The following is an 18,653-nucleotide window of genomic DNA, read 5'->3' on the forward strand; positions in this document are numbered from 1 at the left end:
TCGGCCAGCCGTGACTGCGGCTGACACCCAAACGCTAACTCGGCGGAGGGGTATCGTGCGGTATGCGCCGCCTCTGGGTCCCGCTCGTCCCGCGCTGGCTCCGCTGGAGCGTCGTCGTCCTCGTGGCGGCGACCGTCTTCTACCTCTCCGTCCTCGTCTCGCCGGGCCCCGCCGGCCGCGAACTGCTCGGCCCGCTCTGGGACAAGTACCTCCACGCGGTCGCGTATGCGGGGCTCGCGCTGGTGACGGCCTACGCCACGGCCGACTGGCGAGAGTGGCCCTACCGGAGAGCCGTCGCCGTCCTCGTGGCCACCGTCGCCTTCGGCGTCCTGATCGAGTTCGCCCAGGCGGCGGTCCCCTACCGGCAGTTCAGTGTCGCCGACATGGTGGCAAACGCCGCCGGCGCGTTCCTGGTGGTCGGCTGGTTCGCCGTCGAAGCCCGCGTCCGGTACCGCCGCGTCGACCCCGTAGACCTCGTCGAGGAGTCGCTCGTCCCCGCGCTGGGACGGGAAGAGTAAACTGGTCGTGCGCCATACGCGCTCACCATGGCCGACCGGCCCGCTATCGATCGCTGGGACGTCGCCGCCGTCGTCAGTGCGGTCGCCGTCCTCCTCGTCGCCTACGTGGTCGCTCCCGGGCCCATCGTCCAGTACGGCGCCTGGCTGACGGTGTTCTGTATCTGGATGTTCTGGTTCGTCTTCTTCGGCACGAAGTGGCTCTACGGCGTGGACGTGTGACTGCAATTCGCAACGACGGGTAACCCGGCGGTCAGTCGCTCGCGTGTCCGCGCCGCCCGTTCGCGACGGGGCCGGCGTCCCGTCGCGACTGTCCGGCCCATCGCCGGTACACCGCCGCGCGGTGCGTTCCCCAGATCCACTCCCTGGTCTCCGGGTCCGCAGGGACGTCGTCGGCGTGGTCCGGCACCAGTTCGACCAGTCGGAAGTACGCCTCGCCCGGTATCTCCCGGTCGGCCCGCGTGACGACCGCGGGGAGTAGCGGCCGGTCGCTGGCGGCTTCGTGGACGCCGAGCACGACCAGCACTCGCTCCAGGCGAGAGGAGTGGACGCCGCACTCCCTGGCGACGGTCCCGTAGTCGGTCAGCTCCCGCTCGAGAGCGACGTCGACGAGGAACTCGGACACCGATTCGACCTTCCGCGCGAGCGTCTCGAGGTCGGCGTAGGGTGAATCGACGGTTGCCGACGCGTCGTCGATGCGGCGGAGGACCGTCTCGTCGACGAACGGGTGGAGGGCATCGCGCTCGCTTCGTTCGAGCATACGGGAACCACGCCCAGTTCCGCCAAAGGTATGGGCCGCCGACTCCGCCGAAAGGGTCGATTGAACGGGAGGGCCTGCCCCCGTTAGGCGGTTGCTAAGACACCCCTCGCGTCGTCGAATCCGGAGCCGCGACCGTTTTGGGCCCTCGCACCGTCGGGTGAGTCGATGACGGACGGAATCCGCGTCGCGACGGCGGACGACGCCGGAACGATCCGGGACATCTACGCCCCGTACGTGACCGGGGCCGCGATCACGTTCGCGACGGATCCACCCGACGAGGCGGAACTGGCCGCCGATATCGGCGAGGCAGACCGATACCCGTGGCTCGTCTACGAGGAGGGTGACGTCGTGGTCGGGTACGCGACGGCCTCGTCGCTGCGGTCGCGGCCGGCCTACGACTGGGCGGTCGAACTGACGATATACGTGGCCGAGGACGCCCACCGCTCGGGTGTCGGTCGGGGCCTGTACACCGCGCTCCTGGACGTGCTCGCCCGCCAGGGCTACTGCGACGCCTACGCCGTGACGACGCTGCCGAACCCGGCCAGCGTGGGGCTCCACGAGTCGATGGGGTTCGACCGCGTCGGACGGTTCCCCGCCGCGGGGTACAAACTCGACGACTGGCACGACGTCGCGTGGTGGCACCGCCAGTTGCGCGAGCGACCCGCGGATCCGGATCCGCCGGCGCCGGTGGCGGCGGTTCGCGAGACGTCGGCCTTCGCGGACGCACTCCGGGCCGGCGAGGCCGCCCTGGAGGGGTAAAGCGCCGGACCTGACGCTTTTCGCGCTCGCGGCCTAACGAAGGGACGTGTCCGCCGCTTCCACCCGCTCGCGCTCGCTGCTGGTCGGCGCCGGCGTCCTCGGCTTCGGCCTCGGCGCCCTCGTCGACGTGCTCCTCTTCCATCTGGTCCTCCAGTGGCACCACCTGGTCTCCTCGCTGGTTACCCCCGAGACGCTGGCCGGCCTCCGGACCAACCTGGTGTACGACGGCCTGTTCTCGCTCGCGATGGTCGGCGTGATGGGCGTCGGTGCGGCGCTGGCGTGGCGCGCGCTCAACCACTCTGCCGAGCCGCACTCGCCGGTGCGTGCCACTGGCGCCCTGCTGGTCGGTGCGGGCGCGTTCAACGTCTTCGACGGCGTCGTCGACCACTTCATCCTCGGCGTCCACGACGTGGTCCACGGCACGCAGGCGTTCAACCCCCACTGGGTCGGCGCGAGCCTGTTGCTGGTCGGCCTCGGCGTCCTGGTCCTGACGCGCGAGTGACCGGGTCTCGTCGGTTCTGTTCCGTGACTCTCAGTGCTCGTCGAGCACGACGGGGACGCCAGCTTCGGCGACGTCGGCGGCGAACGCGCGCGAGTCGATCTCCTGGGTCGAGAACGTGTTGTAGTGGATGGGGAGTACGAGGTCGGGGTCGATGGTGGCGGCCAGCTGGGCGGCCTCGTGGCGGTCCATCGTGAAGCGCTGGCCGATGGGTGGGCAGAATAGCGAGACGTCGATCGATCGGTGGCCCGGCAACACGTCGGTGTCGCCGGGGTAGAGGACGCGCGTTCCCTCCACGTCGAGGACGAAGCCGCAGCCGAAGCCCTCGGGGTGGTAGGGAGTGCCATCGGGGCGCGTATTGGGGCCGTCGGGCTCGTTGTACGCCGGGACGGACCAGACGCGGACGCCGGCGTCGGTCTCCAGGCTATCCTTCGTCCCGACGCGGCGAATCTCGTAGGGCAACTCGTCGAGGGGCGGCAGGTCGCGGTCGGCGGCCTGGCCGTCGATGTCCTCGAACGCCACCACGGTGGCGTCGTCGCCGGCGACGCGCTCGATGCCGTCGGGGTCGTAGTGGTGGACGTGGGTGACACAGACGACGTCGCCGTCCTCTGCGCGGTAGTCCTGACTCGGCGGGTGGCCGATGCCGTCGGTGTCGGGCTCCCACTCGCCCGTGAGGACGCCGTACCGGCCCGGGTCGACGTAGACGACCGTCTCCTCACCTTCGAGGCGGAGCGTCGCGTACCCGAGCCAGTCGACGGTGAGTCCGTCGTGGCGGACTGTCATCTGCCTCGCCTAGGGACTGCCCGCCAAATACACTGCCGATCCGGTGATTCAGTGCCGGAGGAGCAGGTACCCGGCGACGCCGGCGGCCAGGACCACTGCACCCGAGGCGACCAGGAGGACCCGGTAGCCCGCCGTCGTCGTCGCGAACCCGGCCTCGGCGAGGAACGTGAACGACACCGGGCCGAGCGTCTGGCCGAGTCGGAGCATGCTGGTTCGCATGCCCATCATGCCCGCCCGGAGGCGCCCCGAGACCAGCGTCACGATGGCCGTGTCGATGGAGGGCATGACGATGCCGAAACCGACGCCGAACAGCAGGAGTGCGGCGCCGATGAACAGCGGCGAGGGTGCGAGCCAGATGCCGAAGAGGCTCGTCCCGTAGGCGACGAAGCCGAGCGCGACCAGTTCGGGCGCGCTCCGCCACTGGGAGATCCGGCCGTACTGCGAGGAGACCCCGGCGCTCGCCGCGGCGACCATCGCCAGGACGACGCCGATGCGGCCGGCGCCGAGGCCGAACTCGTCGCTCAGCAACAGCGGAAGCGCGGTCTGGACGGCGCCGTAGAAGACGAAGAAGATGACGAAGATGGCGGCGAAGATGGCCAGCGCCTCCGGGAGGAGAATGGCCTGGCGCATCCGGGAGAGGTACTCCGCCGTGCCGGTCGACTGCTGGCCCTCGGGTTCGTCCAGCGTGAGCGCGGCGAAGACGCCGACGAGGACGCCGACGCCGAAGAAGAGGAACGGCGCGTTCCAGCGGATTCCGGCCAGCGCCCCGCCGATCAGCGGGTAGAGGGCCGCGCCGGTACCCAGCATGCTCCCGTTGAACCCCATGACGGCGTCGCGCTGGGCACCGTCGTAGAAATCGCCGATGAGCGTGACGGCCAGCGTCACCAGCGCGCTCGCCCCGATGCCCTGGACGAAGCGCAGGACGAGTACCTCCGTAAAACTCCCCGCGAACGAGATGCCGGCGCCGGCGACACCGAACAGGACCAGGAGCGGGATGATGACCCGCCGTCGGCCGACCCGGTCGGCGACCAGGCCGATGAAGGGGGTCAGGACGACGCCCGGCAGCGTGTACGCCGTGATGACCAGGCCGACCTGCGCGTCGGTGATGGTGAACACCGCCCGCAGGTCGGGCAGGACGGGTGTGATCAGCGACACGCCCATGACGCCCATCAGTGAACTGGCGAGGACGACGTACAGCGCGCTGGACCGCCAGGGAATCGCCGCCAGTCCGCTCTCGTCGCCGTGCTGAGAACTCATTGGCAGTGGTGGAACTTCGTGCCGACGGGGGCGCCGCGTGGCGCCGTGTCGCGTCGGTGGAGTGTCGAAACCGTACGTTTCGTTGCGCCTACCGCGTAAAAGACCGTTCGGATCCCGGCCCCGTCGAACTCGTTCTGCCGGACGCCCCCGAAATGGCTGCCCTTTTGGCACTCACCGTCGAAGACTCAGGCGGTGGCGATGACGAGCAGTTACCCCCACCGAGCCCCGTGTGACGATGGACTTTCACCGAGCCACCACTCACTTACTCCCCGAGCGTCCGCTCCGGATGAGGCCGCGGGTTAGGCCCTGCTCTCGCCGGGAGAGGACTGTTCTCGCACCCACCGCTGGATCCGACCGGCGGTGTTAGTGACGAGATACCTGCCGACAGCCGTGCCTGTCGGGAGGGTGTAGTAGTCCCCTTCGTCGGGCTGACTGGGGGTGAACGTCGGGTCGGTGAGCCTCTTGACCGCCGTCACGAGCATCCCCTCCGCGACGACGTATCCGCGCCGCTTGATCGCCTGCCAGGTGTACAGGTCGTCGATGTCCACGTGTTCGAGAACGACGACCCCGCCACCGTCGATCGTCTCGGTGATCTGCTGGAGCGTGACGCCCGTCGCGTCGTCCCCGTGGATGAACTCCCAGAACCCCCGCCCCATCCGACCCCGGTACTCGTTGATGTCGCCGAAGTGGTAGCTGAGGACGCCGTGTCGGGGGGCCTGGAGGATATCCCCTTTCAGGATCCCGAACCCGTGACAGCGAACGACGACGTCGACTGCCGCGGCCAGTTCGTCCACGACGGGCGCGGGGAGTTCGACCCCGAAGTCGTCGGCGGGTTCCGGCCGGCAGTAGACCCGCTCGGCCGTCGACACGCCCTCGACGTCGCTGATCGGATCGAATCGCTCGTGCTCCGGCGTCGGGGTGAGCGAGCGGCCGACCCCGACGAGCGACCACAGGGGGTAGTTGCGGACGCGACGTAGCGCCCGTCGGTAGTAGGGGACCGTTCGACACCCGCGGACCTCCGGTTCCTTCATCACGAGGTGGGTTATCTCGGCACTCGTCTCTGCGATCGCCCGGTCGAGCGCCCGACGTTGCCACCTTGGGATCGCGTCGCTACACAGTACGCCTATCTCGAGTGAGTCGTCGGTGTCAGCTCCCATCGTTTCCGTCCCGTTTGGACGTGTAGGTCACCGACCCGACATTGTAACGACCGAGTTATGTGCCGCTAGTGCGGTCTGAACGACGATAATCCGCCCGTTCGCTCTCTGAACGACCGATTAACGTAGCGCCACGCGCCGTAGCCTCGCGTTTCTGGCGTTTCGCACCCACGCCCGGTCGCACCGCGATTCTAGAACGGCGCCTGCGGCCCTTCGTCGTCCTCGCCCTGTTCGACCGAGTCGCCACCCTTCTCGATGGGGCCGTCCCAGTTCGACAGCCCCGGTGCGAAGCTCTCGGCCCGCCCGTCGAACCCCTCGTAGGAGGTGATCAGCCGCGCCGCCTGGACGCTGGATTTCCCCTGGGGACAGACAGTCACGACCCGGTCGTCGCCCTCGAACTGCTCGATGTCGTCGACGAGTCGCTGGAGCGGGACGTTCTCGCTCCCGGGGATGTGGCCACGGGAGTACGCGCCCGGCGAGCGGATGTCGACGACGCGGACGCTCTCGTCGCCGCCATCGCCGTTGCCCTGCTCGCCGTTCTCCTCGACGTCGTCCAGTATCGCCCGCAACTCCTCGGTGCCGATTTCGCCGTCCATCGTTGGCGATAGTGGGCCGTCGAGCCCTAAACGCCTAGCGGAACTGGCCGGGCATCGTGGCTGGCCGGGACGACCGCTCCCCACTCCGGACACCCCATCGTCTTCGCGATACTCCTGGCGTCGACGCTCCCGTTTCCGGCGACCCGGACCGTCGCGAACCGCTCGTTACAGTCGAACTGGTCGGCCGTCACCGCGTACGTCCCGACCGTGCCCGTCGCTTCGTCCGTGACTTCGAGGAGAAATCCGGGCGAGTGGAACTCCAGCAGGACGGTTCCGTTCGGTCGGAGTGTCTCCCTGTGAGAGACGACGGCCGAGCCGCTCTCGTTGTGATGGAGTTCCAGCGACACGGTCCGGTTCGTCGGGCCGTCGTTCCAGATCCGGATCGGCAATCCGTCACCCCCACCGCTCACCTGGAACACGACGGCAGGTTCGGCCTTCGTGCCTCTGTACGGATCCGGTACGGACTGGTCGATGGCCGGTGTGTCGGCAGTCGATACTGTGGGTGGGTCAGGGGGCCCGGAGAGCGCGGGAAACAACAGGACGGAGACGCCGACGCCTGCGGCGACGACGAGTATCACCGCGAGGAGTGGTCGAGCTTCCACGAACTGAGGTCCCTGCGGTGGCGGTATCTGTTTTCCGGTGCCCGGGGGCGAGAATCGCCGCCGCTTCCGGGCTACGAGAGGCAGTCCGTCCGCGCTGCCCCCTCGTGCCGGCTCTACTCGGCCGTCTCCGCCACGGCGTCCAGCACGGCCCGGGGGTCGTCCGTCGCGACCCAGTCCTGGACGCTCCTCGCGTCGACCGCCGCCGAGACGACTCTCGACTCGGGGTCGAACGAGACGACCCCCACCTCCGCCAGCTTCGGGAGGTGGACGTGGTAGAGGTCGACGTAGATCCGGTCGATCGCGTCCGCGTCCTCGTCCTCGTCCTCGTCCTCGTCCGCCGGTCCTCTATCCGTCTCCGCCTCGCGCCTGGCGACGTCACGGGCCAGGTCGGCGAGGTGAAGTTCGTCGTCCGTTCTCGCGAGACACCGAACCGCCGACAGGCGGCGGGGATGAGCGAACACCGCTCTGTGCCGCTCGATAGCCGGGCTCGTCGCCTCGCCGTCACTCGGTTTTCTCATTACCGTCCCTTGTCCGAGAACGGGGTTAACCCGAGTGCCGGACTAGTGGGGGTGCCACCGGATAGCTGTCACCGGATTACAGCAGCTCGTCCTCCCTGGCGAGCAACAGCGGCGTCAGCGCCAGGCCGTTGACCGGTCCCTCGCGCGAGCGCACGACGTCGAGCACCTCGTCGACGGGCGCGGTCAGCGTCTCGATGACCTCGCCCTCGTCCGGGTCTGGCTCGCCCTCCGTCAGGTCCGTGGCGAGGAACACGTGGCGGACGTAGCGCGTCCACCCCGAGGGGACGTACGACTCGACGAAGGAGAGCTCGCCGGCGCGGTAGCCCGTCTCCTCGCGTAACTCTCGACGGGCCGCGTCGGCCGGGTCCTCGCCCTCGTCGATGCCGCCGGCCGGAAGCCCTATCGTCTGCATGCGGAACCGTGGTCGGTACTGGTCGACGAGGACGAGTTCGTCGTCGTCCGTGCGGGCGATGATAATGACGGCGTTGCTGGGGTTCAGCCAGTAGTAGTTGGCTTCCTCCCCGTCGGGTCGCTCGACCACGTCGTAGCCCGCTTCGAAGAACGGCGTCTCCCAGGCGATAACAGACTCGCGGACCGGCCACTCGGGGTCGGATCTGTTCCACGTGCCCTCGGCGGGTTCCCTGGAGGCCGCCGTCGGCGTTTCGTCCGGCGGTTCCGCCGTCGGCTCCTCCGTCACAGCAGCCCCTCCGCCTGCGCCAGCAGGATGCCCTCGATAGTGGCGTCGTTGGCGGGTTCGCGGCGGGCGACGTCGAGGGCTTCTTCGACGGGGACGGTCCGGACGGTGAGGAACTCGTTGTCGTCGAGTTCGCGCTCGACGGGTTCCAGTCCCTCGGCGAAGACGATGCCGCGGCGATGGCGCAGGACGCCCGTGGCACACCAGAACTCCTCCAGCAGGGAGACGCCGGCGGGGTCGAAGCCGGTCTCCTCGCGCAACTCGCGAGCGCCGGCCTCGCTGTAGGACTCGCCGTCCTCGACGATGCCGGCGGGTAGTTCGAGGCACTGCTCGCGGATGGCCGGGCGGTACTGGTCGACGAAAACGAGGTCGTCGCCGGTGCGAGCCACGACCACGACGGCGTCGGGGAGTTCGGCCCAGTAGTACTTCTTCTCCGAGCCGTCGGGCTGGCCGACCAGGTCGTACCCCCCGTCGTACCACCCGGTCTCGTACTCGGTTTCGCTCTCGAGGACGGGCCACTCGTGGGTCGAGGCGCGGTCGGTCATCACCTCACTGTGTCACCGCGACGCGGTAAAGCGTGCCGTTCCGGGCCACTCTGACACCTTCCCCCACCGTCGCGTTCGGGTGCTGGCCCCGGAGGGCGTTCACCTCGTCGAACGGCGAGTGGGTGAAGGCCTCCTTGAACCCGACCGGGCCGCGCCAGTACGGTTGCGACTGCCCCGGCTCGCCGTCGGTGGCGTTGTCCAGCGCCGCCGTCGTGTATGGGTAGGCCCGTTCGGAGAGATTCGCCCCGTCGACGGCACTCCCGTTGGCGATGCTCGCGTTCGTCACGGTTCCGTTCGCACTGCTCCCGTTCGTCCCGCTGGCCGCCTCCCCCACCGGCGTCGCGGTGAGGTAGTACGGGTCACCGCTCTTGAGCAGGCCGGGGAGCGCGCCGAGCGCCAGCAGGACGACGAGCACGGCGAGGATGGCGAGGACCAGGTTGCGGGTGACGCGGCGCACCTACACCACGTCCTCGTAGACGTGCCCCATCGCCTGCCGGCGGAGCGTCCCGACGGCCGCCTCCTCCTCGCCGTGGAACGTCGCGGCGACGCCGTCGGCGAAGCCGGGCGCGTGCCAGGCGACGTTGTCGACGTTCTCGGAGCCGAACACCTGGTACTCGCCGTCGCTGTCCGCCCGGTGCTCCTCGAACTCCTCTCTGGTGCCGACCGTGACCTGGAGTTGCTCCGCGAACAGGACGTCACGGGCGGTCCCGACGACGTCGCCGGTCACGCGCTCGTCGTACTCCTCGCGACCGAACTCCATCGCCCGCGTCGACTCGCGGACCACCAGCTGTGCGGTCGACGCCAGTGCCTCGTAGCGCTCGCTCGCTTCCTGCTCGCTCTCCGGCAGAAACCACCCGACTGTGTGCATACCGCGGGGTTGGCCGTCGCGGAACTACTCGGTTTCGCCTTCGGATTCGCCCTCGGCGTCCGCTTCGGCGTTCTCACCGCTCTCGTCGGCCTCGTCGCTCTCGTCGTCGCTCGAACCGCCATCGTCCGACGTCCCTTCGTCCACCGCGTCCTCGTCCCCGTCCCGTATCTCCTCGGTGAGTTCGCGGGCCTCCGCCATGATCTTCTGTGCCTCCTCGTCCAGGTCGCCGGCGCCCCGCGACCGGGCCGCCGACGGGTCGAGGCCGTGGTCGTCGAGGCCCTGTGCACCGCCGCCGTGCTGGTGTCCGCCGTGACCGTGCGGGTGGTCGTGTGAATCCTCCAGCCCGCTCTCCTCGAACACCTGCGGGAACTCCGTCTCTTCGGCGTGGTCGGCGACTTCCTCGGCCAGTTCCGCCTCCCCGAGCTGTCCCCACCCGGGGACGTGCTCGTCGAGCCACTCCTCGTGGTCGCCGCCGGTGGTGATTGCCGTGAACGCCAGGTGGTTGGCGAGGTGACCCGCGTCGGACTGTGGGTCCTCGCACACGGGACAGGCATAGCCCATGATCGTATCGTGTGTGTCGTGCCTGATATGCGTTTCAATCGTTGGTTTCGTCGTCTATGAATCTCTCAACTGCCTGCCCAACCGCACTACCCAGTCCCCAACAGCGCTCGGGCGTGGTCTGATTCTCCTGGGTCCCGAAGTACGGAACTTCGAGCGCACGCGAGACAGTCGCGCCCTGCCGGTCGAGAAACCCGGTGAAGGTCGTACCGCCACCTCGACCACCGGGTTCCGCGAATCCCCCCGCCACGCGAAAGCACAGCGAATTCGCTCGGTCGTCGGACTCATCGTCCAGAACGCGTGCGAAACGCCGGTCCGCATCGGTGGCCCCAGCGGGGGCGCCAGCAAAGAACACCCGATCGTGAGGAGACCCCCACTTGAACGGCGAATGGAGATCCAGTCCGAGTGGAATCGTCCCGCCGAGACTGCGCACGTATCGTTTGATGGCGCTCGTCGTCGAGTAGAGTGGGTCAATTTCGTCGGTGACGCCGTTGGACTCCGCGTAGTCCCGGTTGTGGTCGTGGGGCAACCGCTGCTTCCCCTGGTCGCCGCGCTGGACGCCGTCGAGGTCGACGAACGGGACGACGTGGGCACACCACGACTTCGGCGGGCGGTCAGCTAGTTTCGACAGGATCCCTTCGAGTACGAGCGACGCCGGCGACTCACAGGCGTGGTGGCGACAGGTTATTACTGCGTGAGTATCCGACCCCGGATCACCGATCCGAAGGACTGGAACAGTCCTGCCCCGTTCCGTCGTCGTCAACGTAGACCGCTCGATCTGGCCTTGACTATCGACGGCGCTCCAGAACCGTTCGAAGTCCTGCCGGACGTAGGGAAGCGAAAACGCGAAGAACGTCCGCTCTCCCGGACCGAATTCGTAGCGAAAGGCAGTTCGGTCGACCGTCGCGTCGGCACCGAGCCACGACCACTGCGCGCAATCCTGACTTACGGCGGGGCCCCATGGGCCAACGACTTTCTCCGGGAACGACACGGTCACTATGCGGTTCTCGTCGCTCTCGATAGAGACGTTCCAGTAAAAGAGCCAGTCGTCGCCCGCGTCGCGCAGGTCCGGTGCGAGGTTGACTGTATCGCCGTCGACGGTGAGGTCTGTGGCGTTCGCACCCGGATAGCCGAGAAGAACGCGGAGGCCAGCGTCGGCAGCAGCGACGGTTCCGTCCTCGTCCATGGTTCGACGGCCACGTGCACTGGTGATAAACACTGTGAGGACAGCGTAACAACAACTCCGTCCGCATGGGGGCCTCTACGGCGGGCCGTTCCGGTTGCAGGGGCCAAAGCCGGTAGAAAGCCCTCGGCCCGCTCGGGCGTTCTCTGTAGGATATCCTCGCTCGCTCGGATAGGGCCCACGGAGAACGCCCGACCGCGCCTCGCCCTTTTATCCGCCAGGACAGCGTTGCTCGCGCGGCCTCACTGCTCGCGGGTCACGCCGTTCCCCGCTCGCTCGTCCGGCGACGCTCGCTGCGCTCGGCTCGCCCGCTGTTCGGCCCGCGCTCCCGGTTGACTTCCCACACCTCCCCGGTCGCTCGCCGTCCGGCGAGCGACACGCTTCCTGACCGCTCCGGGACCGCCCGGCCGGGAGCGAGTGGTCGAGCGACGGCGAGACCCTCGTGACCAGGGGAAGGGCAGGGCTGCGGCGCGGTCACCTGGTGGAATGAAAGGGCGAGGCGTGGTCGTCGGTTCCCCGACGACGCAAGCACCGAACGAAGTGAGGCGCGCAGCGAGTCGCGGAACCACGAGCGCGCCGAGGGCTTTCTCCTGTTTGCGGTCGTTCCGTCGGCCATTGGCGTGCAAGAGAGAAGTTTACTCCTGCTCGTTTCCGTCATCACTGCAATCAGCGACCACACCACCCGAGTTACGCTTATCAGTCAGTCAGCAGAATCACGGCTATGCCAGAAGTGATCCTCGCCCGGGCCCGCGTCGGGCCCGGCCAGGAAGACCGGCTTCGAGACTGGTTCACGGAACTCGCCGACCGCGAGTCCGAGGTCGTCGAGACGCTCCAGCACGAGGGGGTCTACACGGAGACGGCGTTCATCCAGACGCTGGATGAGTCAACGTACCTCTACCTGTACATGGAGGCCGAGGACCTCGAAGCGGCGGACGATGCCGGTGATGCGGAGGAGTACGACATCGACGAGGAACACCACGAGGTCCTGCGGGAGACGCTTGCTGGCGAGTGGGAGGAACTGGAGACGGTCGGTCACTTCACGAATCCGTCGCTCCGGTGAACGCAGAATCGAAACGTTACCCGGATCGAACAGTTACTCCGACCGAACCATCACGAGGGCGTCCTCGCCGTTGCCGTAGTAGTTCGGAATCGTCCGCCGGTGGTGGAAGTCGAACTCGCGGTACAGCGAGATGGCGCGGTCGTTGGTCGCCCGGACCTCCAGCTTGATCGACCCGGCGTCGGCCTCGTCGAGGACGTCGATGGCCCGCTGGAGGAGCGTCGACCCGACGCCCTCGTCGCGGTGGTCGGGGTCGACGGCGATGTCCTTGACGTGGCCCAGCGGTGACCCGTGGTTGGGGACGGTGTCGGCGACGACGTAGCCGACGACGGCCCGGTCACCGCCGGCGTCCGGATCCTCGCGCTCGGCCACCAGGAAACCGGGTTCGTCGAGGTAGCGCTCGAACGCCGAGAAGGGCCACGGCTGGGGGAAGGCGGCTTTCTCGATCCGGTGGATCGTCAGCAGGTCGTCGCGGTCGACCGCTCGGACAGCGGCCGGGTCGCGGTCGTCCGGGGCGACGGTTGTCACGAAGTGGGATAGGCGTCGCTCCTACAAAGGGATGGCGCCCAGCGTCGTCAGTGACGGCGGTCTGGGCGTATTAGTCCGCAGACAGGTGGTCACAAGGCTCTTTTATCTCAGGACCCAACTCTTAGGTGCACCCGTTTCGGGTGCCACCCCACATCCCCCCACCATCCCCACCCACCCTTTCCCCGTTTTTCACACCGGTGAGCGACGGCGTTCGCGATGTGGCCGCTTTCGTCCCTCTGCTGCCGGTCAGAAGCCACCGAAGCGGAGGTAGACCATATCGGCGATGAGCAGCAGCTGGAGGAACCCCTGCACCCCGCCGAGCATCGCGTTCTGCTTCCCGATGGCGGCGATGATTGAGTGGTCCGGCGATTCCGAGGTCATCTCCACGTACATCCGAACCTCGCCGGGGAGCAGGAACCCGAAGCCCTGCACCGAGAGGAGCGTCACGAGGATCAGCGCGACGGAGATGGCCGGCATCGGGAACCCGACGCTGCCCGAGAGGATCAGATCGAACGTCAGCCCGACCCACGCCAGACTTCCCACCGTCGCGACGGCGAAGGGGACCTGCCAGCGCCAGTCCCGCCAGGCGTTCAATCTGTAGGCGATCAGGAGCAGCGCCGGGACGAGGTTGAAGAAAGTAAAGAGCGCCAACCACGGCGCTGCGTCGGGGAAGAGTCCCAGCCGCTGAGCGAGCGCGATCCCCGCCGCGATGGTGACCAGCGCCAGCATCGGGAGCAGGAACGCCATCTTGGGCGTCAATCGCTGGAACACGGCCGAACTCTGTTCGTCGTCCAGCCCGCCGACAACTGGCCCCAGCACCGCCCCCATGAAGACGTCGATGCCCGTCCAGAGCAACCCCGCCATCACGTGGACGTAGGTGTGTTGCTGCACCGTCGCCACGGTCAGCGCGTATCCCAGCGCCGCCAGCGGAACGAGGACGATCGCCCCCGCGAACGCTGGATTCGCTCGCTTTGCCATTCCCGAAACTGTCCCGCGCACCGTTCTCGTCGACATCGATGACCGAGAAACTGCCACGAGGGGGCTTAAGACTCCGTTTTGCGGCATCTAGTTTTCGCCGATTGGTTAGTGGTATACTGGGCGACGGCGCTGTGACTCTCGTACGTCGTGGGCGAAAAAGACGGAACCGAAATTTCCGAGACTGCGAGCCTCGCGGGTCGTTGCCTCCCCGCTCGGCTTTAAGCTGGTACTCGCTCCGCTCGTACCAGCCTAGTCGTCAGCAGGCGTCGCACCACTCCCGCTGTCGTGCTGTTGCTTCGTGTGGGTCAGCTTGCCACCGTCGGCGAGGAAGCGGCGTTCCCGCTCGGAGGCGTCGAGGATCGCGGTCGCCTCCCAGTCGTCGTTCACGCGGATGGTGAACTCCTCCTGGCCGGAGGCGATGGCCTCGGCGACGTCGGTGACGATCTCGATGTCGTCGCCCTGCTCGATCTGCTCGTAGGTCTCCTCGTCGATTTCGAGGGGGACGATACCGAAGTTGAACAGGTTCGCCTTGTGGATGCGGGCGAAGGACTGGGCGAGGACGGCGTCGATGCCCAGGTACATCGGGCACAGGGCCGCGTGTTCGCGCGAGGAGCCCTGGCCGTAGTTCTCGCCGGCGACCAGCAGACCGCCGTCGTTGTTCCGGGCGCGCTGGGCGAACGTGTCGTCGACGCGGCTGAGCGTGAAGTCACTCAGCTTGTCGATGTTCGAGCGGAACTTGAGGATGTCCGCCGTCGCCGGGATGATGTGGTCGGTGGTGATGTTGTCCTCCATCTTGAGGAGGGCCTCACCGTCGATCTCGCTTCCCAGCGGCTCTTTCAGCGGCACGTCGCCGATGTTGGGGCCCTTGATGAGGTCGTCGTCGACGGCCTCCTCCGGCGGAATGAGGTCGGACTCGGAGCTGCCGATGTACTCGTCGGGGAGCTCGATGCCCGGGTCCTCGAGGTCGCCGAGTTCCTCCGCGAGGTCGCGGGGGTCGACGATCTCGCCCTTGATGGCGGCCGCGGTGGCCACCTCCGGCGAGCAGAGGTAGACGTTGTCGTCCTCGATGCCGGAACGGCCCTCGAAGTTGCGGTTGAAGGTCCGCAGCGAGACCGAATCGGAGGCGGGCACGTGACCGATACCGATACACGCACCGCAGGTCGCCTCGGAGAAGTTGACGCCGGCGGCCATCAGTTCGGCCGTCCAGCCCTCGCGGGCCAGCATCTCGGAGGCCTGCTTGGAACCGGGCTGGACGATCATGTCCGTCGTCTTGTCCGTGTTGCGCCCTTCGAGCATCTTGGCCGCGGGCAGCATGTCCTCGTAGGCGCCGTTGGTACAGGAGCCGATGATGACCTGGTCGACGTCGACGCCCTCGACCTCGCGGACGGGGACGACGTTGTCGGGCATCGACGGCTGGGCGATGAGCGGTTCGAGGTCGGACAGGTCGACGACGATCTCGTCGGCGTAGTCGGCGTCCTCGTCGGGCTGGACGTCGACGTACTCGTCCTCGCGGCCGAGTCGCGAGAGGTAGTCTCTCGTCTGATCGTCAGTCGGGAAGATCGAGGAGGTCGCACCGAGTTCCGTCCCCATGTTGGTGATCGTCGTCCGCTCCGGGACGGTCAGGCTCTCGACGCCCGGGCCGGTGTACTCGAGCACCTTGCCGACGCCGCCCTTGACGGAGAGGCGACGGAGCAGTTCGAGGATGACGTCCTTGGCGGTCGCCCACGCGGGCAGCTCGCCCTCGAGTCGGACGTTGACGACCTCGGGCATCTCGACGTAGTAGGCGCCACCGCCCATCGCGACGGCGATGTCGAGGCCGCCCGCGCCGATGGCGAGTTCGCCCAGGCCACCGGGGGTGGGGGTATGTGAGTCCGAGCCGAGCATCGTCTTGCCGGGGGCGGCGAAGTTCTCCTTGTGGACGTTGTGGCAGATACCGTTGCCGGGCCGGGAGAAGTGTGCGCCGAACGTGCCGGCGGCCGACCGGAGGAACCGGTGGTCGTCCGTGTTCTTGAAGTCGAACTGGAACGTCTGGTGGTCACAGTACTGGGCGGCCAGTTCCGTCTGCACTTCGTCCAGGTCGAGCGCCTCGAACTGGAGCCAGACGAGCGTGCCGGTGGTGTCCTGCGTCAGGACCTGATCGATCTCGATTCCGATCTCCTCACCAGGCGTCAGCTCGCCTTCGACGAGGTGATCGTCAAGAATTTTTTCCGTGAGCGTCTGTCCCATAACGTTCATAATTGGAGTACCCGCGGGTATAAATCCCGCGTATTCGCGCGAGTTCTGCCCTGACGTTCGTCTATCCCCGATTTCGCCGTCGTCGAAACACGAAGGGGAACCCCCCGACGGCCGACGGGTCGTGCGATCCGGTCACGCCCGGCACTCTGTTCAGTAATGGTGAATTCTGGTGGGTAGATCGAGTCGCCGGACGAAGTGGACAACGCCTATTGGGGCCCCGCGTTCAGGGGAGGTATGTTCAGGAGCGGCGCGTTCGTCGCCGACGTCCTCGGCGACCTGCACGACGACCAGCCACAGCCAAACGGCGTCGATCTCACGCTCGGTGCCGTCTACGAACAGGTATCGCCGGGACGCATCGGCCGCGACGGGAAACGCGTCGGTGACCGGGCGGAACTGGAACCGAACGAGGACGGCGTCTACACGCTCGACCCGGGCGGTTACGTCGTCGAGTACGGGGAACGCGTCGTCGTTCCCGACGACCACGTCGGCTTCGTCCTCCCGCGGTCGTCGCTGCTGCGCAACTCCTGTACGCTCGACACCGCCGTCTGGGACGCGGGCTACGAGGGCCGTGGCGAGGGGCTCCTGGAGGTCCACCACACGATAGAACTGGAACGGGGCGCCCGCATCGCGCAGTTCGTCCTCGCCGACGCCGCCCACGACGGTACGTACGACGGTTCCTACCAGGGCGAGAACCTGGACTGACGACCGCGGCCGACTCCCCACTGCCATCCCCGTGGCACCGACGGCACGGCACCGGGAAGCCTGTCGGCGAAAGAACTAATGTATGCGAACGAGTACCACGAAGATGCATCACTCTCGGAGGTGATGCCATCCCGGGACAGTTTCCGTCGTGAGCGCGGTCGACTGTCCGGATTCGTCAGTCTGGTCACCTGCGGGCCGGACGCGCCGTTCGCGACCGGCCCCACTTTCCACGCTCTCTGGCCAGCGACAGCCACGCCACTCCACAGCGCCCGGGTCGGGTCCGTCGGGGTCAGTCACCGTCCCGGAGGGTCGTTTCAGATCCTGAAACACGTCTCTCCCAGTTATGTACTGTAGCCGACTATGAGAGGATATGAGTTCGAACGATGGGACCCCGTACATGATCCGCCACGAGTCCGACCTCGGGGACGACGAGTGGATCTCGCCGGAACCCGCGGACGACGTAATCACCGACGCCGTGGTCGCCACGGGTGCCGTCGACGCCGACGACGTCGACGACCTGTCTACCTACGTCGACGTGTCGGCCCTGGCAGCGGTTCTCGACGGCGAGGACGAGCAGATCACCTTCTCCGTCGAGGACCACGAGGTCGTCGTCGCCAGCGACGGATCGATCGACGTGACCGTGGAGTAACGCGCTGTCCAGTAGCCTTCATTCCGGTCTCACCGGCCCAGTACACCTAACCACTTCGCGGATCCACTCTCTGCTATGACGCGCGTCGCGCTCATCGCCCACGACGAGAAGAAGCCCGACATCATCGACCTCGTCCGGGAGTACGAGGACCTGCTGGCGACGTTCGACCTCGTCGGCACCGGGACGACGGGCAAACGAATCACCGAAGAGACCGACCTCGACGTCGAGCGCAAGCAGTCGGGGCCGCTCGGCGGCGACACCCAGATCGGCGCCGAAGTGGCCGACGACGCCCTCGACGGCATCGTCTTCCTGCGCGACCCCCTGACCGCCCAGCCCCACGAACCGGACATCTCTGCCCTGCTGCGGATCTGTGACGTCCACGACGTCCCGCTGGCGACGACCCGGACCGGCGCGGAGTACCTGCTCGACGGCCTCGCGCTCGACGCCGACTTCGACCTGGATCCGTAGCCTCTCGCCGTCTTCTCCCAGTTAGTCCCCTCGGGCCTCGGCCACGAACTCCCCGGAGGGCTGCTGGCTGGCGGAGTCGCCGTTCGAACCCATCCCCGTCGTGACGATCTGTCGCATCCCCTGCTGGACGCTCATCTCTATCTCGTGGATCTGGTCGGCGGGTACCACGAGCAGGCGCCCGCCGGTCGGGTTCGGGCTGTTTGGCAGGAAGACGTTGTACGCCTCCTCGCCGGCGACGGCCTCGACGGCCCGCGGGCTCTCGGCGGTCACCAGGCCGATGGAGTACACCCCCTCGCGCGGGTACTCCACCAGGACGACGCTCTCGTACCGGCTGTCCCGGTCGACCAGCGACGAGGCGACCTGGCGAACGCTGGAGTAGACGGTGTCGACCAGCGGGATGAAGTTCACCACCCGGCCGACGCCACCGAAGACTCGCTGGCCGACCGTCCACTGCGCCAGCGCGCCGAGGACGGTGATCGTCACGAGGACGAGGACGACGGCGAGGATCTGGGCGAGCAACTGGTCGTTGGCGACGTACGCCGCGAGCCCGGTCCACTGGACGAGCGGATCGACGATTCCCAGCGTCCATCCCACGACGATGCGCCCGACCAGCAGCGTGACGACGAGCGGCGCGACGAGCAGCAATCCCGCGACGAAGCTGTTCTTGAGACGGTTCCCGAGAGGCATGCCGGACCCTCGTCTGTGGCGGCGGATAAGTGTGCGGGGCAGCGTCCCGGCAGTCGGG

At 67.5% G+C, this 18,653-nt stretch carries 25 protein-coding genes; 8 read left to right on the forward strand and 17 right to left on the reverse strand.

Annotated elements, in window-relative coordinates; translation table 11 throughout:
• Window positions 1-62 precede the first annotated feature (62 nt).
• Together BM337_RS19920 and BM337_RS19925 are read left to right on the forward strand one after the other, a co-directional pair.
• On the forward strand, window positions 63-518 hold the full coding sequence (locus BM337_RS19920; RefSeq protein ID WP_089819310.1) for a VanZ family protein: 456 nt from the start codon (window positions 63-65) through the stop codon (window positions 516-518).
• 27 nt (window positions 519-545) lie between these two features.
• A complete protein-coding gene (locus BM337_RS19925; protein WP_089819312.1) occupies window positions 546-737 on the forward strand; it encodes a hypothetical protein in 192 nt (63 codons plus the stop codon).
• 31 nt (window positions 738-768) lie between these two features.
• Here the strand turns inward: BM337_RS19925 and BM337_RS19930 are convergent, their stop codons facing one another.
• Window positions 769-1,275, reverse strand: coding sequence for a hypothetical protein (locus BM337_RS19930; RefSeq protein ID WP_089819314.1), 507 nt, complete (start codon window positions 1,273-1,275; stop codon window positions 769-771).
• Between the two features lie 165 nt (window positions 1,276-1,440).
• Here BM337_RS19930 and BM337_RS19935 point away from each other — a divergent pair, with 165 nt between their 5' ends.
• Both BM337_RS19935 and BM337_RS19940 read left to right on the forward strand, forming a co-directional pair.
• Window positions 1,441-2,034 carry a GNAT family N-acetyltransferase gene (locus tag BM337_RS19935; protein ID WP_089819316.1) on the forward strand — a complete coding sequence of 198 codons (594 nt, stop codon included), beginning with the start codon at window positions 1,441-1,443 and terminating at the stop codon, window positions 2,032-2,034.
• A gap of 46 nt (window positions 2,035-2,080) precedes the next feature.
• Window positions 2,081-2,536: a DUF2243 domain-containing protein gene (locus tag BM337_RS19940; protein ID WP_089819318.1), complete on the forward strand. Its 456-nt coding sequence runs from the start codon at window positions 2,081-2,083 to the stop codon at window positions 2,534-2,536.
• Window positions 2,537-2,566: 30 nt separating this feature from the next.
• On the opposite strand, the gene BM337_RS19945 is transcribed toward BM337_RS19940, so the two are convergent.
• From BM337_RS19945 to BM337_RS20000, 12 genes are all read right to left on the reverse strand, one after another.
• Window positions 2,567-3,316 carry an MBL fold metallo-hydrolase gene (locus tag BM337_RS19945; RefSeq protein WP_089819320.1) on the reverse strand — a complete coding sequence of 250 codons (750 nt, stop codon included), beginning with the start codon at window positions 3,314-3,316 and terminating at the stop codon, window positions 2,567-2,569.
• Window positions 3,317-3,364: 48 nt separating this feature from the next.
• Window positions 3,365-4,573 carry an MFS transporter gene (locus BM337_RS19950; RefSeq protein ID WP_089819322.1) on the reverse strand — a complete coding sequence of 403 codons (1,209 nt, stop codon included), beginning with the start codon at window positions 4,571-4,573 and terminating at the stop codon, window positions 3,365-3,367.
• 299 nt (window positions 4,574-4,872) lie between these two features.
• On the reverse strand, window positions 4,873-5,730 hold the full coding sequence (locus tag BM337_RS19955; protein ID WP_089819324.1) for a formyltransferase family protein: 858 nt from the start codon (window positions 5,728-5,730) through the stop codon (window positions 4,873-4,875).
• 188 nt (window positions 5,731-5,918) lie between these two features.
• Window positions 5,919-6,323 carry a rhodanese-like domain-containing protein gene (locus BM337_RS19960; protein WP_089819326.1) on the reverse strand — a complete coding sequence of 135 codons (405 nt, stop codon included), beginning with the start codon at window positions 6,321-6,323 and terminating at the stop codon, window positions 5,919-5,921.
• Window positions 6,324-6,349: 26 nt separating this feature from the next.
• Window positions 6,350-6,925, reverse strand: coding sequence for a hypothetical protein (locus BM337_RS19965; RefSeq protein WP_089819328.1), 576 nt, complete (start codon window positions 6,923-6,925; stop codon window positions 6,350-6,352).
• Between the two features lie 113 nt (window positions 6,926-7,038).
• The gene (locus BM337_RS19970) at window positions 7,039-7,443 is read right to left on the reverse strand and encodes a DUF7344 domain-containing protein (RefSeq protein WP_089819330.1); all 405 of its coding nucleotides are present in this window, start codon (window positions 7,441-7,443) and stop codon (window positions 7,039-7,041) included.
• Window positions 7,444-7,519: 76 nt separating this feature from the next.
• A complete protein-coding gene (locus tag BM337_RS19975; RefSeq protein WP_089819332.1) occupies window positions 7,520-8,140 on the reverse strand; it encodes an NUDIX hydrolase in 621 nt (206 codons plus the stop codon).
• A complete protein-coding gene (locus BM337_RS19980; RefSeq protein WP_089819334.1) occupies window positions 8,137-8,682 on the reverse strand; it encodes an NUDIX hydrolase in 546 nt (181 codons plus the stop codon). The genes BM337_RS19975 and BM337_RS19980 overlap by 4 nt, the downstream gene beginning before the upstream one ends.
• A 4-nt stretch (window positions 8,683-8,686) precedes the next feature.
• Complete coding sequence (locus BM337_RS19985) at window positions 8,687-9,139, reverse strand: hypothetical protein (protein ID WP_089819336.1); 453 nt, start codon at window positions 9,137-9,139, stop codon at window positions 8,687-8,689.
• A complete protein-coding gene (locus BM337_RS19990) occupies window positions 9,140-9,550 on the reverse strand; it encodes a DUF5809 family protein (protein WP_089819338.1) in 411 nt (136 codons plus the stop codon). It lies immediately after the preceding gene.
• Window positions 9,551-9,574: 24 nt separating this feature from the next.
• A complete protein-coding gene (locus BM337_RS19995; protein WP_089819340.1) occupies window positions 9,575-10,111 on the reverse strand; it encodes a DUF5810 domain-containing protein in 537 nt (178 codons plus the stop codon).
• A 34-nt stretch (window positions 10,112-10,145) separates the two neighbouring features.
• Window positions 10,146-11,294: a M14 family metallopeptidase gene (locus BM337_RS20000; protein WP_089819342.1), complete on the reverse strand. Its 1,149-nt coding sequence runs from the start codon at window positions 11,292-11,294 to the stop codon at window positions 10,146-10,148.
• Between the two features lie 718 nt (window positions 11,295-12,012).
• Here BM337_RS20000 and BM337_RS20005 point away from each other — a divergent pair.
• Window positions 12,013-12,351 carry a DUF6176 family protein gene (locus BM337_RS20005; RefSeq protein WP_089819344.1) on the forward strand — a complete coding sequence of 113 codons (339 nt, stop codon included), beginning with the start codon at window positions 12,013-12,015 and terminating at the stop codon, window positions 12,349-12,351.
• Window positions 12,352-12,384: 33 nt separating this feature from the next.
• On the opposite strand, the gene rimI is transcribed toward BM337_RS20005, so the two are convergent.
• The 3 genes from rimI to BM337_RS20020 form a co-directional block, all read right to left on the reverse strand.
• On the reverse strand, window positions 12,385-12,876 hold the full coding sequence (gene rimI / locus BM337_RS20010; RefSeq protein ID WP_089819347.1) for a ribosomal protein S18-alanine N-acetyltransferase: 492 nt from the start codon (window positions 12,874-12,876) through the stop codon (window positions 12,385-12,387).
• A 246-nt stretch (window positions 12,877-13,122) separates the two neighbouring features.
• Window positions 13,123-13,854 carry a hypothetical protein gene (locus BM337_RS20015; RefSeq protein ID WP_089819349.1) on the reverse strand — a complete coding sequence of 244 codons (732 nt, stop codon included), beginning with the start codon at window positions 13,852-13,854 and terminating at the stop codon, window positions 13,123-13,125.
• 249 nt (window positions 13,855-14,103) lie between these two features.
• The gene (locus BM337_RS20020; RefSeq protein ID WP_089819351.1) at window positions 14,104-16,080 is read right to left on the reverse strand and encodes an aconitate hydratase; all 1,977 of its coding nucleotides are present in this window, start codon (window positions 16,078-16,080) and stop codon (window positions 14,104-14,106) included.
• Window positions 16,081-16,323: 243 nt separating this feature from the next.
• Between BM337_RS20020 and BM337_RS20025 the strand changes: the two genes are divergently transcribed.
• From BM337_RS20025 to BM337_RS20035, 3 genes are all read left to right on the forward strand, one after another.
• Entirely contained in the window at window positions 16,324-16,791 is a 468-nt protein-coding gene (locus BM337_RS20025; protein ID WP_089819353.1) for a deoxyuridine 5'-triphosphate nucleotidohydrolase, read from the forward strand.
• Window positions 16,792-17,161: 370 nt separating this feature from the next.
• Complete coding sequence (locus tag BM337_RS20030) at window positions 17,162-17,440, forward strand: HalOD1 output domain-containing protein (RefSeq protein ID WP_089819355.1); 279 nt, start codon at window positions 17,162-17,164, stop codon at window positions 17,438-17,440.
• Between the two features lie 75 nt (window positions 17,441-17,515).
• A complete protein-coding gene (locus BM337_RS20035; protein WP_089819357.1) occupies window positions 17,516-17,908 on the forward strand; it encodes a methylglyoxal synthase in 393 nt (130 codons plus the stop codon).
• A gap of 21 nt (window positions 17,909-17,929) precedes the next feature.
• On the opposite strand, the gene BM337_RS20040 is transcribed toward BM337_RS20035, so the two are convergent.
• The gene (locus BM337_RS20040; protein WP_089819359.1) at window positions 17,930-18,595 is read right to left on the reverse strand and encodes a DUF502 domain-containing protein; all 666 of its coding nucleotides are present in this window, start codon (window positions 18,593-18,595) and stop codon (window positions 17,930-17,932) included.
• Between the last annotated feature and the right edge of the window lie 58 nt (window positions 18,596-18,653).

The organism is Halomicrobium zhouii (genome assembly GCF_900114435.1).
Taxonomy (GTDB): Archaea; Halobacteriota; Halobacteria; order Halobacteriales; family Haloarculaceae; genus Halomicrobium; species Halomicrobium zhouii.